The organism is Natronobacterium texcoconense (assembly GCF_900104065.1).
GTDB lineage: Archaea > Halobacteriota > Halobacteria > Halobacteriales > Natrialbaceae > Natronobacterium > Natronobacterium texcoconense.
Window position 1 is genome coordinate 938,218 of sequence record NZ_FNLC01000002.1, and the last position, 14,230, is coordinate 952,447.

General features: G+C 63.7%; 16 protein-coding genes. 8 read left to right on the forward strand and 8 right to left on the reverse strand.

Annotation, left to right across the window (positions count from 1 at the left end):
* Position 1 precedes the first annotated feature (1 nt).
* On the reverse strand, positions 2-940 hold the full coding sequence (locus BLR35_RS11965; protein WP_090382082.1) for a cell division protein CdpA domain-containing protein: 939 nt from the start codon (positions 938-940) through the stop codon (positions 2-4).
* A gap of 182 nt (positions 941-1,122) precedes the next feature.
* Between BLR35_RS11965 and BLR35_RS11970 the strand changes: the two genes are divergently transcribed.
* Both BLR35_RS11970 and BLR35_RS11975 read left to right on the forward strand, forming a co-directional pair.
* Entirely contained in the window at positions 1,123-1,407 is a 285-nt protein-coding gene (locus BLR35_RS11970; RefSeq protein WP_090382084.1) for a DUF5789 family protein, read from the forward strand.
* Positions 1,408-1,413: 6 nt separating this feature from the next.
* Positions 1,414-2,133 carry a CPBP family glutamic-type intramembrane protease gene (locus tag BLR35_RS11975; protein WP_090382086.1) on the forward strand — a complete coding sequence of 240 codons (720 nt, stop codon included), beginning with the start codon at positions 1,414-1,416 and terminating at the stop codon, positions 2,131-2,133.
* A 22-nt stretch (positions 2,134-2,155) separates the two neighbouring features.
* Here the strand turns inward: BLR35_RS11975 and BLR35_RS11980 are convergent, their stop codons facing one another.
* The 5 genes from BLR35_RS11980 to BLR35_RS12000 all read right to left on the reverse strand — a co-directional run bounded on the left by BLR35_RS11980 (position 2,156) and on the right by BLR35_RS12000 (position 7,004).
* Complete coding sequence (locus BLR35_RS11980; RefSeq protein WP_090382089.1) at positions 2,156-2,872, reverse strand: DUF7345 domain-containing protein; 717 nt, start codon at positions 2,870-2,872, stop codon at positions 2,156-2,158.
* Positions 2,869-3,633, reverse strand: coding sequence for a hypothetical protein (locus tag BLR35_RS11985; protein ID WP_090382971.1), 765 nt, complete (start codon positions 3,631-3,633; stop codon positions 2,869-2,871). Before BLR35_RS11985 ends, BLR35_RS11980 begins: the two co-directional genes overlap by 4 nt.
* Positions 3,634-3,859: 226 nt before the next feature.
* On the reverse strand, positions 3,860-5,293 hold the full coding sequence (locus tag BLR35_RS11990) for an LVIVD repeat-containing protein (RefSeq protein WP_090382093.1): 1,434 nt from the start codon (positions 5,291-5,293) through the stop codon (positions 3,860-3,862).
* A 264-nt stretch (positions 5,294-5,557) separates the two neighbouring features.
* Positions 5,558-6,592 (reverse strand): DUF7345 domain-containing protein, encoded by a 1,035-nt coding sequence (locus tag BLR35_RS11995; protein ID WP_090382096.1) that lies wholly within the window; start codon positions 6,590-6,592, stop codon positions 5,558-5,560.
* Positions 6,593-6,734: 142 nt separating this feature from the next.
* Complete coding sequence (locus tag BLR35_RS12000) at positions 6,735-7,004, reverse strand: hypothetical protein (protein WP_090382099.1); 270 nt, start codon at positions 7,002-7,004, stop codon at positions 6,735-6,737.
* A 148-nt stretch (positions 7,005-7,152) separates the two neighbouring features.
* Between BLR35_RS12000 and BLR35_RS12005 the strand changes: the two genes are divergently transcribed.
* Both BLR35_RS12005 and BLR35_RS12010 read left to right on the forward strand, forming a co-directional pair.
* Positions 7,153-7,617: a DUF302 domain-containing protein gene (locus BLR35_RS12005; protein WP_090382102.1), complete on the forward strand. Its 465-nt coding sequence runs from the start codon at positions 7,153-7,155 to the stop codon at positions 7,615-7,617.
* Positions 7,618-7,747: 130 nt separating this feature from the next.
* Positions 7,748-8,815 carry an AI-2E family transporter gene (locus BLR35_RS12010; protein ID WP_090382104.1) on the forward strand — a complete coding sequence of 356 codons (1,068 nt, stop codon included), beginning with the start codon at positions 7,748-7,750 and terminating at the stop codon, positions 8,813-8,815.
* Positions 8,816-9,056: 241 nt separating this feature from the next.
* On the opposite strand, the gene BLR35_RS12015 is transcribed toward BLR35_RS12010, so the two are convergent.
* Both BLR35_RS12015 and nreA read right to left on the reverse strand, forming a co-directional pair.
* Positions 9,057-9,320, reverse strand: coding sequence for a hypothetical protein (locus tag BLR35_RS12015; protein WP_090382107.1), 264 nt, complete (start codon positions 9,318-9,320; stop codon positions 9,057-9,059).
* An 81-nt stretch (positions 9,321-9,401) separates the two neighbouring features.
* Positions 9,402-10,703 (reverse strand): DNA repair protein NreA, encoded by a 1,302-nt coding sequence (gene nreA / locus BLR35_RS12020; protein WP_090382111.1) that lies wholly within the window; start codon positions 10,701-10,703, stop codon positions 9,402-9,404.
* Positions 10,704-10,803: 100 nt separating this feature from the next.
* Here nreA and BLR35_RS12025 point away from each other — a divergent pair, with 100 nt between their 5' ends.
* The 4 genes from BLR35_RS12025 to BLR35_RS12040 all read left to right on the forward strand — a co-directional run bounded on the left by BLR35_RS12025 (position 10,804) and on the right by BLR35_RS12040 (position 14,181).
* Positions 10,804-12,651: a cation:proton antiporter domain-containing protein gene (locus BLR35_RS12025; RefSeq protein ID WP_090382114.1), complete on the forward strand. Its 1,848-nt coding sequence runs from the start codon at positions 10,804-10,806 to the stop codon at positions 12,649-12,651.
* A gap of 364 nt (positions 12,652-13,015) precedes the next feature.
* Positions 13,016-13,582 (forward strand): DoxX family protein, encoded by a 567-nt coding sequence (locus BLR35_RS12030; RefSeq protein WP_090382116.1) that lies wholly within the window; start codon positions 13,016-13,018, stop codon positions 13,580-13,582.
* A 144-nt stretch (positions 13,583-13,726) separates the two neighbouring features.
* Entirely contained in the window at positions 13,727-13,906 is a 180-nt protein-coding gene (locus BLR35_RS12035) for an HVO_2753 family zinc finger protein (RefSeq protein ID WP_090382119.1), read from the forward strand.
* Positions 13,907-13,914: 8 nt separating this feature from the next.
* Entirely contained in the window at positions 13,915-14,181 is a 267-nt protein-coding gene (locus BLR35_RS12040; RefSeq protein ID WP_090382122.1) for an elongation factor 1-beta, read from the forward strand.
* Positions 14,182-14,230 lie beyond the last annotated feature (49 nt).

Below are 14,230 nucleotides of genomic sequence, written 5' to 3' on the forward strand. Positions count from 1 at the left end.
GTCACTCGCGGTTCGGTTCCCACTCCTGGCAGGCGTCCATATCGTCCATCGCCTCGCTCTCGAGCGTACAGTAGGGGACGATGCCGGACGACGAGCGGGCGTACTCGAAGTGCTGGCAGTTCCCGCAGTAGTGGTCGGCCGACTCGAGGTCCCGACTCGACTGACCGCGTGAGGATCCGGACTGGACCTCGGCGTTGCCGGCTTCTGCGTCGAGCGGCGACGTGATGTCGGCGGTCGTCGAGCCGCCATCGCTCGTCGCGGGGCCACCGGCGCTTCCGGGCGTCGGGCTGGCGGGCCGACCCCCGAACGATTCGTCCACGTTCGTCTGCGTCTCGACGTCGCCGTCGGGCGAAATCCCGAAGAGGCCGACCCCACCTGCACCCGCGGGCTCGTCCTCCTCGTCATCGTCGTCGACCGCGAGGATCGTGTTGTGGCGGGTGACGTTCATCTCGAGCATGCCGCCTGGATCGTTTCGCGTCTTGAAGTTGACGATAGCGGTGAACAGACACCAGACGGCGGTAAAGAGTCCCAGGAGGTAGATGGCCGAGACCTCGAGGGTGAGCTGATCGCTGCCGTAACGCCAGTTTTCGGGATAGGCGTACCAGAAGAGGCTGACCCCCAGCAGACAGAGACTCGAGCTAATCGCGGCGGCAGCGCGGACGCGGTGACTGGCGGGCAAGACGATGAAGACGCCGACGAGCGCGGCTGGAACCCCAACCCCCGCGAGGACGCCGGCGACCCGAACGACGGCGAAGTTGTCGGCCATCCCCCAGTCCGCGAGGCCGACGACGAGATCGGCGAAGAGATCGGTCGTCGCCACGAGCACGGCGACGACCGACAGGACTGCCCCGAGCATGACCAGTGCCGTTCCCGCGTACAGCCGCCGGAGGCTCGTCACCTGCCGTTCGTTCCCCTCGTAGACCTCCGTCAGGCTTGTCATACCCGTGTCGTTTGACCTCCCTGCACAAAACGGTACGTCAGACACGTTTCGGCGCACGGAGATGTTCGAAGCGAAACCGCCAGGAAGCGAGAGCGACGGATCCGGTCCAGGATCCGATGGGGGAGAGGCTTCGAGCCAGCGGAAGCGAAACCTTGAATCGACGCGCTCGCGAACCCCCGGTCATGAGCGACGACGAGGACGAAGAACCTGCCGTGACGCTCGGCGAGAAAACACCCGTCGAGGGCGCACCGCTCGCCCGGGTTAGCTCCCGGCTAACCTGGCCCAAAGAGAAAAGCGAGATCGACCGTCTCGAGGGTGACAGCGTCGTTCGGACACCCGACGGCCCACGCGAGCTATCGAACGTTCTCGAGGAAGTCGACGAGACCTACTTCCAGCGCCGTCAGGAGTTCGAGGGCGAGGTTCGCGACGTTATCGGCACTGGACCGGTTCCGACCGCGGACGACTAACTACCTGTGGCAGGCGAGGAGCGACAGAGCCAGCATCGATCTCGAAGCACCAGTGACTGGCTCCGTGATCAGTTCGACCGGCTCTCCTGGTTCCAGAAGTCACTGCTCACGGGTGCTGCCCTCACACTGCTGTGGATGCGGTACGTCCCCAGTGGCGACCTCACGGGTCGAGTCGTCGTCGACGCGATCTTGCTGATCGGCGGCCCGTTGACGCTGGGGTTGACCCACGGCAACCACATCGGTTGGACGATAAACCGGGTCGCCGTCCGCAACGCCGTGTTGCTCTCGCTTTTCGTGTTACCGTTCTACCTCGTGGGCTCGACGCTGCCGACGATCAGGGCGTTCTACCCGATGTGGGAGACCTCGGCCGCGCCCGGCGAGTTCATCCCGCACGCCATCAAACTGTTCGTGCTGGCGCTGGCCGCGGAAACGTACTACCGCGGCCTGCTCTGTGTCGGCGTCAGAGAGATCGGATTCAAGGCCGTCCTCATCAGCCCCATCGTCTACATGATCCATCACTCCTCGAAACCGCCGATCGAGTTCCTGCTGTCCGGGCCGACCGACGTTCTCTTTGGCGCGGTCGACTACAAGTCGAACTCCATCCTGCCGTCGGTGATCGCACACGGGGCCGGACTCGTCTTGCTCGACTGGCTCGTCCTCCACGATCCGCTGTTCGATCCGACGCCGGCGCTCGAGGCGATAGCCTGGCTACCGATTCCGCTCTAGATCACGGCAGCAATCGACCGAGCTACCGATCTCGTCGAACCAGTGCAGCGACGGCCGCGACGATACCGACCGCGGCGACGACGGCTCCGAACCCGGGTACCGTGTCCGCCGCACTCTCGGTTGCTGGCTCGCTACCGTCGTCGGCCTGGACGACGGCCTCGAAGCCCTCGAGGGCGGCCCCGTCGCTCCAGGTCGCCTGCGCTCCGTTCTCTGTCGTCGGTTCCGGCGTCGTTGACTCGAGCGTCGCGCCCGCTGGAACGGTCAAAATAAGCGCTCGATCTGTCTCGAAGCCGCTGGCAAACGGTTCGTCGACGACGAGTTGGCCGTCGCCGGTCGCCGCGAGCCCGGACCAGGTCACCGACAGCGTGACGATACCTCGGTCGTCGTCGATTCGAACGTCGACCGAGTCGGCGGTAACCGACATCTCGCGGTCGACCGCGTCGTCGGCTGCGACCTGCGTCGCGACGCTATCGAGGCGGTTGGCAAACCGCTCGAGCAGTTCCTCCTGGGTCGTCTCGTCGGTACGAATCGACTCGAAGGCGTCCCGTTCGTCGTCGTCATTCGGGTCGTAGACCGAGACCAGGCTCACCGTCGCGTCGCCGTCTTCCTCGAGGTCGACGACGAGGGACGGGTCGTCGGCTGAAACGTCGTCGCTCGAGGCGGCGACCGGCGTCGTGACCCCGCTTATCAGAAGCAGGGATGCAACGGCGACGGCGGCAAACGTTCCCAGCAATCTCATCGGTTACCGGAGTCACCAGTATCGCTATCCTGTTCGTCAGAGACCTCGGTTTCCGAACTCTCGGTTTGGTCGTCGTCTTCGCTAGTCTCGTTGCCGGGTTCGTCGTCAGCAGGCGTCTCGTCTGCAGGGTTGTCGCCACGCTCCTGTCCGGGCACGTCGATCGGTGCGCCCGGCTCGCGGTCCGCTGCGGGCGTCTGACCGACGCGGTCGCCGGCGATCGACTGTGCGATCTCGGCGACTTCGGGTCCGGTCAGTTCGTTCGCGCGTTCGCGGAGTTCCGCGAGCGCGTCGACGTCGACCGCGTGTTCGGGAGGCAACTCGCTCGCAGTCGCGTTCGCGTCCTCGGCCAGTCGTTCGACCGTCGCCCGTTCCGCAGCAACCGTCGCTACCTCGGCGCGGTACTGCCCTTCGGTGATCTCGCCCGACTCGCGGGCGTCCTCGAGGTCGTCGAGTCGCTGCTCGACGTCGTCGAGTCGCTGCTCAACGTCGTCGATCTGTTCGTTCACGACGTCCGCCTTGGCCTCGTCTGACTGGGCGTTGGCGAGTTTGACGCCGTACGTTCGCTCGGTCACTTCACCGTCGATCTCCGCGTTCTGGACTGCGACGACGCCGGAAAGCCGTTCACCTGGCGTCGTCTCGTCCGAATCGTCTGCATCAGTCTGTGGCTGTGCGTCCGTGCCGACGCTGGCCGCGCCGAGCGGGGCTACCGCCAGCGCGACGACGAGTGCGCCGACCAGTGCGACGATCGTTGCTCGCTTCATTACACTCTCCTCTGAGAATCCCGGGAGCATATATACTCGAGACGGTAGCTCCGGTTCAACGATCGTTAACGCGATTTTCGTCGCCGCTCCATCGTGCGATTTCGTGCAATTGAGGGAGATCGGCGCGGAGACGAAATCGGGGTTCTAGTCTGGAGCCGAGACGAACTGCGACCGCGGAATCGTCGAAACCGATTCGCGGCCTCGGTACCGGATTACCGATCCGCCGCTACCGGGGCGGAACGAAACGGCCACCGTCGCTCGAGCGAGCGCGGCTGCTCGCCTCGTTGCCGCCGAGGATCTCGTCGATATCGTAGTAGTGACCGGGGCCGCCGCCGTCCCTTCCGCGGGCGGGTTTTGCCGATACGTCGAACGTGTACGCGCCAGTATCGGAATCCGTAACGAAAGCGAAATCGCGTTCCTCGTTGTAATGGGCTCCCCAGGCGTACGGCACGGCGTCGATTCCGTCGTCAGTGGCGTACCGTTCCGTCGGCGTCGGATCGGTCGGATCGGTGATGTTTGCGACCCACGCACCCTGGGTGTAGCCGCCGTCGATCAGTAACACCTCGCCGCGGTCGTAGACCACGTCGTGGAAGTGCCCTGTCCAGGCTCCGGGTTCCTCGTCCTGATCGCGGGCGTCGGGCGAGTGCGTGAAGCCGATCGGAACGGGATCCCCGAGGCTGCCCTCGCCCCAGCCAGTGTCGAAGACGTGTTTGCCGCCAGGAATGCCGCCGAACTTCTCGTCGCCCATGATCGCGAGTTCCCGTTCGGGCTCGGGGTGGATCTGGTGGGCCAGTTCGAACCCCGGCTCGCCGAGTTCGGTGTAATCCGGCTGTTCTTCGTAGTCGAAGAGCCCGAGCTGTCGGGGGTCGTAGGGATCGTCGCTCAGGTCGAACGTGACGTAGCCGACCGTTTCGCCGATGATGTAGGCCGCGTGGAGCGCCTCCCGACCGGCCTCGACCTCGACGTCGTGGCAGTATCCCGGCGGGCCGAACTGCTCGACGATTTCGGGGTCGTCGGGCTCGCTGAAGTCGACCGAGATGATTCCCGGCTCGTTGGCGACCTTGTCGATCACGTAGAGGATCGGCTCATCCGGGTGTTCCGTGAGTTTGTGGACGCCCATGTTCGGCGTCTCGAGATACGCGATCACCTCCGGCTCCTCGGGGGTTCCCTCCTCCCAGCCGAAGTCGACGACTTCGATACCGAACTTGCCGTCCGGATCCGGTTCGGGATCGAAGAACGATCCCTCGTCGTTGGCCTCCAGCGCCCGGACGTAGATCCCCTCCCGGTGGGGATCGAACTTGACGTCGTTCGATCGCGTCAGTTCGTTCGGAGCGTCGAGTTCGTGGACCAGCTCGGGGTTCTCGAGATTCTCGAGGTTGTACAGGCTGCTCGCGGCCAGGCTTTCGCCAGGGAAGCTGCTCACTGCACCCCAGGTGCCGGCCTCGTCGACGTGTCCGAACGTGTACGTCACGTGGCCGGGGTCGTCTTCCGGTGGCAGGACCTGTCCGAGTTTGTCGAGCCGACCGCGCGTCCGTCGCCGGTCGCGGCCTTCTCGACCTCGTGAGCGGGTTGCAGCTCCGGTTGTGCTGGCAACTCCGATCGCCGCGATGCTTGCGATACTGACCTCTGTTACGAATCGTCGTCGCGATTTCCCGGTCATTTCGATCAGCCAGTGCGAAACACTGACGATCTATTGGTAACCACCACATCTAATAAACACACGAAAAGTATTTCATATTTTGGAAGATCAGGGAGAATATTACCCCTTGGGCCGAGTATAGCGACCGTTCGATATTGGAGAGAGCGACGTAGACACTCTCGGTCACCGGATCTCGACGGGACAGCTCGGCGATCGATCGGATCCACTCGGTAAGCGAAGCCACAGAACGAAAGGGAGAACCGGACTTGCGGTTCACGCCTCGAGTTACTCGTCGTCCGGCAACGAGAGCACGTTCTCGCGGCCGAGCCGGAACGACTCGAGTTTGTCCTCCTCGCGCAGGCCGCTAACGACCTTGCTCGTCTTGGCGTCGGTCCACTCGAGTTCTTCGACGACCGTTTGCTGTTTCATCCGGCCGTCGTACTCCTCGAGCAACAGCAGGACCTGTTCTTCGTTGCTCAGCAGATCGTCCCGTGGGTTCGGTCGCTCGTCTCGCCGTTCGTCCTCTTCGGGCGGTGACGATGGCACCTCGGCCGACTCGTCGCTCGAGTCAGCCCTGCCCGACGAACGCGATCGATACCACCACGCTGTACCGAGACCGATCGACGCGATTGCGACGAGGACGCCCGCTGTCGTCCCGATACCGACCCCGCCACTCGAGACGACGACCCGGGGTTCGCCGGTGACGAAGTCGGTCTCGCTGCCGTGCCAGATGACCGTCCGGTCGCGCTGATCGTCCGGTTCGGGCGCAGCCGACGTCAGTTCGTACTCGTCCGGCCAGCTAACCAGCAACTGCGTGCCGTCGTCGAGGTAGAGTCCCTCGATCGCGTCACCGGCTCGTAGCTCGTCGCCCTCGACGTCGGCGAACCCGTCCCAGTGGAACGAGTACCTGACGACGCCGTACTCGGGTCCGAACGACTGGCGCTGGGTCGACACCTGGAACTCGTCGGCAGCCATCTCGCGGTCCGTGGCGTCGCTTGCGGCCTGGACGGTTCCGTCCATGCGCGTGGCGAACTCCTCGAGGAAGGCGTCAGGGTCCTCCTCGATCTCGGCCTCGAGCGACTCGAAGGCTGCAGTGCTCTCCTCGTCGTCGAGTTGGACCCAGAACTCGACGGTCCACTCCGCGGAGCCGTCGGACTGGAGCGCGACGTCCAGTCGAACGTCGTCCGCATCGACCTCGTCTAGCTGTGCGGACAGCGATCCGGTCTCGACCCCGTCATCCGTCCCGGTCGCGATCGGACCAGTTCCCACCACGGTCGCCCCGACGACGAGTACGACCAGACAGACGATCCGGAAATTCATACGAGTGCCAGTGACCTCCGTCGGTTAAAGAATACGAATTTCGGACGGTACATCAATCAGTTCACAGGATTACTATAGTGGCCACTGAAAGTCAGTGCGCACCCGATCGCACGACAGCGGTGCGATCGGTGTGCAAACAGTTTCAGTTGTTACTATAGCGATTCGTCACGTCGACACCATCCCCTACTGCGACGGCGCTGGCAGGGGTGAGATTACTGACGGCCTGTCCGAGCGACGACGCCACACTGGAGACGCCGTCACCGATCGCCTCGAGTACGTCCGTCACGAACTCCGGAACCGGGTCCGGCAGGTCACTCGGCGGTCCGTTCCCCTGATCTGCCATCGCGACCCCAGTCGTTCCGACTAGGACGGCGACGGCGACCGTCAACGTGAGTATTGCGATGCGTGACATCACGTCAGGTTCGAGAAGAGTCACGGTATTCAATCAGATCCTTTGTCTCGGCGACTTACAGCGATTTTCGACCGTTTTCGGCGATTTGAACGGAATCGATCGGAGGACCTGCCAACAGTATAAGGGCAGTGACGGTGAAACGCCACTCATGAGTCTCCCGATCGACCCCGCAACGATCGACCCCGACGAGTACGGCGAGAAACAGGCCGTCCTCGAGATGGACCACGAGGAAGCGATCGAACACGTCCGTGAGGTCTGCGAAGAAGTCGGGTTCGGCATTCCCGTCGAGTTCTCGCCGTCGGAACTGCTCAACGAGAAAGTCGACGCGGATCGGGACCCGTACTACGTGCTGGGTGCCTGCAACCCCAACATCGCGGATCAGGCGCTCGACGAGACGATGCGCATCGGCGGTCTCTTCCCGTGTAACATGATCATCTGGGAGGAGGAACCGGGTCGACAGCGCGTCTACCACGTCTCGATCATGAAGATCGCCCGACTGCTCGGGACGGCACCGGACAACGACGCCTGGGCGGAGATCATCGACACGACGGGCGACCTCACCGAGGAGACCTTCGAGCGACTCGAGTCCGTCGAAACTGACGGTGCCGACTAAGGGATACCGGCTCGTTCTATCCTGACGGTCACTAGCGGGCTATCGGCTCCTTCTCTCGTCGTCTGCCGAACCGATAGTGTTCCGCCGGGAAAATGTCAACACTTACGTCCCGAACGGAACAGTTCGAGTCATGGACGTCCGAACCGCATTCTTCGCTTTCTTGCTCGTCGCCCTGGGAACGATCGGTGCGCTTCTCGTTATGCCGCTGTTACAGTACTTGCTGGCAGCCGGCCTCCTCGCGTTCATGCTGTATCCGGTCCATCAGCGCCTCAAGACACGAGTCAACGAACGGATTTCGGCGCTCGCGTTGACGGCGTTCGCCATCGTTGTCGCCGTCGTTCCCATCCTCTACTTCTCGATCGTCATCCTGCAGACGATCTTCGAGTTCATCGAGGAGTTCGACGAACTGGCCGCGATCGAGACGCTCCGGGAAACCGCACTCGAGGCCGGAATCGAAGAGGAGGTCCTCGACTCGATCCAGGCGGAACTGCTCTCTGAGATCGAGGGATCGATCGGCGGCGCTGTCGAAGTCGTGCTGATGGAAATTGTCGGGTTGTTGAACGCGAGCATCCAGATGAGTTTCGGGCTGCTCGTTCTCGTGTTCGTGCTCTACTATTTGTTGGTCGACGGGGACGCGTTCATCGGCTGGGTGAGTGCCGTCGCTCCGCTTACCACGGAGGTTCGCGACGAACTCTTCGGCGAGATCGAGAACGTCACCTGGGCGGTGATTCAGAGTCACGTCCTCGTCGCGCTCGTCGAAGGATTGCTCGGCGGACTCGGCTTCTATCTGCTTGGCGTCCCGAACGTCGCGTTTTGGACGGTCATCATGATCGTCGTCTCGTTCCTGCCGGCGATCGGCGTCTGGCTGGTCTGGGGGCCGGCGGTCGTCTATCTCGCGTTTGCTGCGGATCCCCTGCATGCGGTCGCGATGTTCCTGTACGGCATCGTCGTCCTCTCGCTGGTCGACAACTACCTGCGGGCGTTCTTCGTCGATCGTGGCTCCGGGTTGCATCCGGCGGTCGTGCTCGTCGGCGTCATCGGCGGCATCTACCTGCTGGGCATTATGGGGCTGTTCCTCGGCCCCGTCCTGCTCGCGGTGTTCAAGGCCGGACTGACCGTCTTCAGTCGGATAAACGGCTACAGCGACGATCCGGAGGCACGACCGTCGAAAATCGAGGGAGAGCCCGACGCCGAGTGAACGACTCTCAATCCGCGTGGTGTGGCCGGTCGGTTCGGACGGTCGTCGGAATACCACGGCCACTCGCCGCATCACTCCAAAGAATGTCGTCTGGTATCGATGGTCACAACCGATCGGTAGCGATTCGAAAGGCTACTCTAGACGATCGAATCGGATGATCGAGCAACTGTGTCGAACGGGTTGGTAACAGCCGTCGAGTACTGACAGCGAGGAAAATCAGGGCTCGTGGCGTCGAACGATTTCAGGACTCGGTGTCCGAATCCGGAGCGGTGTCGTCTACTGTCGCGTCGGTCTCGAGAGCCTCCGCGGACTGCGTACCCCGTTCCGGCGCGTTCTCCGTCTCCACGGGGTCCGTCTCGAGCGCCTCGAGTGACTGGTCGGCGTCGTATCGGACGTAACCCGCGTAGAACAGCACGAGGCTGAAGATGATCAGCGGCAGTCCGAACAGGGCAAACAGCGCCAGCAGGAGGGTTCCGGGATCGCTCGGGATGGCAGAGAGCAGCATCGTGTACGGGTCGGGACCGATCGTGGAAATGCGTTGTCCTTACGTTCCGCGTGGAAGCTGTCGAATGCGACGACTCTTCGATCAGTTCGACTCCGAGAACGCGGCGAGGTTCGACTGGACGCCGGCGGCGAGTTCCGACTTGCGCTGGAGTCGCCGATACGAGACCGGCAACTGGTTCGAGACCTCTCGTATCGCGCCGTGGAACGTCTCCGCCCGGCCGTACTCGCCGTCGAAGGCGTTACGAACGCTCTCTCGCACCTGCCAGACGCCGACCGGGGCCCAGTAGTCGTCCGAGACCTCCCGCAGAACGAGACACTTCGCCTGGCGACCGATCGACTCGAGGTACTCCAGCACGCCCAGGCGTGCAGCATAGTATGCTCCCGCAGTCTCCTCGACGTAACTCGAGCGACCCTCGTATCCTTCGCTTGCGGCCTGGAGCCAGACGTCGTCCTCGGGGTTCGGGTTCCAGATGCTGCCGGGGGCTTTCATCTCGACGAGTTCGAACTCCCAGCTACCGGGCGCGAGGACGACCCAGTAGCGGTTGCCCATGTATTCGTTGGCCCAGACCTGGACCTCGTCGATACTCGGTTCGTTGCGGATGCTGCCCCGGAGGAACTGGCCGATGGTGTCGTCGACGGCGGTGATCGACCATCGCGTCGGGACGAGTCGGCGCTGTTCGGTCTCGCCCAGCGCGCCCGCCGAGAGGATGGAGTTGATGTCGTAGACGTCGAAACCCCGCCGGTAGAGGTAGGTCATCGCGCCCTGGGCCTGCCAGTCGTCGTCTTCGAGAGTCTTCTTGACCGGCTTCGGGACGTAGGGGTTCTCTCGCAGTTCGGCGTTACGGGCGTTCGCGCGCGGACCGCGAGGCGTCGCGACGTCGGTCCCTGCGTCCAGTCCGAGGTCGGGTGTGTCGTCGAGTCCGATCTCGAGGTCGACTGGCCGATCCGCGATCGCGACCTCGCGCTGGACGCCGACGAACCCGTCCCATGCGTCGTGAACCGACGGCGTGAGCCGGCTCGCGATCGACGGGGAGTCGACGTTCGCACGCTTGTTGGAGTTCAGCAGGCTCGTCCGGCGCTGGAGGACGTCGTCGATCGCGTACCCCTGCTGGTACCAGTTGCCGTCGGTAACGTACTCCTCGGCGTCGTCCTCGTCGCCGACGGGCGAGAGCAGACCGATGGGGATGTCGGGATAGTTCGAGCGCCCGACGAAGATAGAAGGCGAGGTCGAACCGACGAGCGTGTCGCCGGAGAGGGCGTCGTCGAACCGCCGCTCGAACTCCTCTAGATGGTCCGTGATCTCGTAGGACTTCTCCTTGGCGAGGCGGCGGCGCTTTGCCTCCTCGTCGGGCTCCAAGTCCTCGATGTACTCGTCGAGGCGCATTCATCGGATATTGGTTAGGGGCGGGTTTGAATCTTGAGCTTCCGCTGAACCAGACAGGTATGGTGGCCGTTACTTATGATCAGGCCGTTGAAGACGGACTGTGGACGTCCTTCCCGTCGTCATCGGCATCCTCGCGTTAGGGATCGCCGCCCAGGTGCTCGCCAAGCGCCTTCGCATTCCCAGCGTCCTCTTTCTGATCATCATCGGCGTTCTGGTCGGCCCGGAAGGACTGGGGTTCGTGACGATCGAGACGTTCGGCGACGGCCTCTCGACCGTCGTCGGACTCAGCGTCGCGATCATCATCTTCGACGGTGCCTTCCACCTCCGGCGAGAGAAACTCGAGCGAGCGCCACAGGCCGTCCGCAGACTGACCACGATCGGCGCGGCGATCGCGTTCGTCGGCACGGCGATCGCTGCCAGGATCTTCCTCGGGACCGACTGGGGGATCGCCCTGTTGATCGCCTCGCTGTTGATCGCGACCGGCCCGACGGTGATCACGCCGATCCTCGAGGTCGTCACGGTCCGGGATCACGTGGAGGCGGCACTCGAAGCGGAGGGTATCTTCAACGACGTCACCGCGGCGGTGCTCGCGATCGTCATCTTCGAGGCCGTCGTCGTCGGCGACGCACCGGAACTGATTCCGACCGGATTCCTCCAGCGGCTGACCGCCGGTATCGGCATCGGCGTCGTCGTCGCGGCCGCAGTCTGGTACCTGCTGGTCCGGGTGAAGCCGCCGGCCGGCGACGCGCCACAGATGGCACGGCTCATCACGTTGACCGGAGCGCTCGTCTCCTTCGGGCTGGCGGAGTCCGTGTTTCCCGAGACAGGTGTTGCCGCCGCCGCGACGACCGGAATCGTGCTCGGCAACCTCGATCTCCCCCACCGCGAGGAGATCCTCGCGTTCAACCGCGACCTGACGCTGGTCGTGCTCGCGTTCGTGTTCATCTCGCTCGCCGCGCTGATCGACTTCGACTCGCTGTTCGGGCTCGGAACGGGCGGCATCGCCGTCGTCGTGGCCGTCACCCTGTTCGTCCGTCCCGTCCTCGTCGCGCTGTCGGCGACCGACCGCCAGTTCAGTCGCGAAGAACGGCTCTTCCTCTCCTTCGTCGGTCCTCGCGGGATCATCCCCGCGTCCGTCGCGACGCTATTTGCGATCCAGCTCGAGGCCGCAGGCCAGTTCGAGGCCGCGCGGACGCTCGCGGGGACGGTCTTTCTCGTCATCTTCCTCACGGTCGTTCTACAGGCGGGCTTTGCCCGCCAGATTGCGGAGTACTTCGAGGTGATACCCATGCCAGCGATCATCGTCGGCGGCGGTCGGATCGGCCGGGCGCTCGCCACGCGACTGGAGAAACGGGGCGAAAACGTCGTTCTCGTCGACGAAGACGACGAAATGGTCGAACGGCTCCGGCGGGACGGATACACTGCCGTCGCCGGAGACGGGACGAGTCCGGAGACGCTGCGCGAGGCGGACATCGAGCGAGCGCGGATCGTCGTGGCGACGACGGCCGACGACGACGCCAACCTGCTGATCTCGCAACTCGCCCGAACCACGTTCGACGTCGAGACGGTCGTCGCCCGGGTGAACGACCCCGGCAACGTCGACGCCTTCGAGACGCTCGGCGTCCGCGCGATCGACGTCGCGAGCGCGACCGCGTGGTCGATCGACAACGAGATCGAACGGCCCGCACTCGCCCACTGGATGACGGAACTCGGCGAGGGCCACGACGCCCAGGAGATCACAGTCACCGCAACGGACCTCGTCGGATCGACGATCGCACAACTGGACGCGGAGATTCCGGACGGCGTCATCGTCGCAGTCATCGCCCGCGACGGCGAAACGTACGTTCCCGAAGCCGATACGGTGCTCGAAGACGGAGACAAAGTGACGTTTCTCGGGCGTGAGTCGGCAGTCAGGAAGGCAGTACGACGGTTCCATCCCCACGATTGACGAATGAACACGTGGGCGCCGGGAGGGCGTCCACGAGTATCCGGATGTCAGAGGCACGGCCCCACCGACGTTCGGGCACTCCATCGAACTCGGCCGTTGGGCCGCATGGCTTCGTTCCACGCCGGTAATAAAATACGTACAAGTGGATTTTCTCGTTCGGAAAACACACCTTCGCTTCTGAAGCTACTCGAGAAGCGAGGGTCGTTCGGCCAGCGGCCCGAAAACGGGCCGGAGAGCGGTCGGAAGGCGTTCGATCGAGATCGAACTGTCTTTACGGAGAAACCCCGTTTCCCGCCGAACAGGAATCCACGACGGTGTATAAGCCCGTTTCTCGCCTATCTGTAGCTGTAAGAGGTGACATACTATGTCCACCACAACTCGAAACCGGCTCGAGAGCCGCTTCGGTGGGGTTACACTCACTGGCGAACCGCACGCGTTGAGTGCGTGGTTCGTGGTCGCCCTGCGATTCGTCATGGGCGGCATGATGCTGTTCGCGGGACTGGGGAAGTTCGCGTTCGTCAGCGGTGAGGCGTTCGACGCGAGCGGCTTTCTGGTCCACGGCGTCGATCCAGCGAGCCCGGTCAGCGGGCTCTACGCTGCGATGGCGGGCAACGCCGCGTTGCTCGAGGTCATCAACGTGATCGTTCCGGTCACGCAGGTGCTGATCGGCGTCGCGCTGATCGCTGGCGCGTTCGTCCGCCTGGCCGCACTGGGCGGAGCCATGCAGATGGGCCTGTTCTACCTCGGCGGCTGGGAAGGCCAGTGGCTCGCGCTGTTCGACTCGACGCTGATCTACGCCGTCGTGTTCCTCGCGCTGGGCGCGTTCGCCGCGGGCCGCATCGCGGGACTCGACCGCTACATCGAGCAGACCGAGGTCGGCGGGCAGCCGCTACTCGAGCGCTACCCCAAACTCCGGTACCTGCTCGGATAGTACAGCGCCGTCCGCACAGCACCCGTTTTCGTTTTTCGACGCGTCCTCGAGACGTGTCTCGGTTCCGTCCATCGCCGAGCGACGAGCCCAGCGGGAAGCCGGCGAAAGACAACCGTTAAAAACGGCGGGCGGGAAGGGGTGGGTATGAGTACGACGAACGACCGAGGGACTGGATCCTGCGTCTCCTGTGGGATCAACATCGCGGGAACGAACGCCGCGTCGTTCAAGTGTCCCGACTGTGGCCAGCGGATCTTCCGCTGTGCCAAGTGTCGCAAGCAGAGCAACCTCTACGAGTGTCCCGACTGCGGGTTCACCGGCCCCTAATTACCGCCATGGGAAAAGTAGCTGCCAAAATCAAGGTCATGCCGAACAGCCCCGAAATCGACCTCGACGCGCTCCAGGAGCGTCTCGAGAGCGCCCTCCCCGAGGGTGCGAAGATCAACGGCGTCGAGCGCGAGGAAGTCGCGTTCGGCCTCACCGCACTCTACCCGACCGTGATCGTCCCTGACGGCGCGGGCGGCACGGAGACCGTCGAGGAGAACTTCTCGGAAGTCGAGGGCGTCGAGAGCGTCGGCGTCGAGAACGTCGGCCGTATCTGATCGGTCGCGTCACATCACCGTATTTTCACCGTTCGCAAGACGACGAGAG

Bases quoted from the DNA above. Each gene is read 5' to 3' on its own strand.
- BLR35_RS11965 (WP_090382082.1), bottom strand. From the start codon at position 940: ATGACAAGCCTGACGGAGGTCTACGAGGGGAACGAACGGCAGGTGACG.
- BLR35_RS11970 (WP_090382084.1), top strand. From the start codon at position 1,123: ATGAGCGACGACGAGGACGAAGAACCTGCCGTGACGCTCGGCGAGAAA.
- BLR35_RS11980 (WP_090382089.1), bottom strand. From the start codon at position 2,872: ATGAGATTGCTGGGAACGTTTGCCGCCGTCGCCGTTGCATCCCTGCTT.
- BLR35_RS11985 (WP_090382971.1), bottom strand. From the start codon at position 3,633: ATGAAGCGAGCAACGATCGTCGCACTGGTCGGCGCACTCGTCGTCGCG.
- BLR35_RS11990 (WP_090382093.1), bottom strand. From the start codon at position 5,293: ATGACCGGGAAATCGCGACGACGATTCGTAACAGAGGTCAGTATCGCA.
- BLR35_RS11995 (WP_090382096.1), bottom strand. From the start codon at position 6,592: ATGAATTTCCGGATCGTCTGTCTGGTCGTACTCGTCGTCGGGGCGACC.
- BLR35_RS12000 (WP_090382099.1), bottom strand. From the start codon at position 7,004: ATGTCACGCATCGCAATACTCACGTTGACGGTCGCCGTCGCCGTCCTA.
- BLR35_RS12005 (WP_090382102.1), top strand. From the start codon at position 7,153: ATGAGTCTCCCGATCGACCCCGCAACGATCGACCCCGACGAGTACGGC.
- BLR35_RS12010 (WP_090382104.1), top strand. From the start codon at position 7,748: ATGGACGTCCGAACCGCATTCTTCGCTTTCTTGCTCGTCGCCCTGGGA.
- BLR35_RS12015 (WP_090382107.1), bottom strand. From the start codon at position 9,320: ATGCTGCTCTCTGCCATCCCGAGCGATCCCGGAACCCTCCTGCTGGCG.
- nreA (WP_090382111.1), bottom strand. From the start codon at position 10,703: ATGCGCCTCGACGAGTACATCGAGGACTTGGAGCCCGACGAGGAGGCA.
- BLR35_RS12030 (WP_090382116.1), top strand. From the start codon at position 13,016: ATGTCCACCACAACTCGAAACCGGCTCGAGAGCCGCTTCGGTGGGGTT.
- BLR35_RS12035 (WP_090382119.1), top strand. From the start codon at position 13,727: ATGAGTACGACGAACGACCGAGGGACTGGATCCTGCGTCTCCTGTGGG.
- BLR35_RS12040 (WP_090382122.1), top strand. From the start codon at position 13,915: ATGGGAAAAGTAGCTGCCAAAATCAAGGTCATGCCGAACAGCCCCGAA.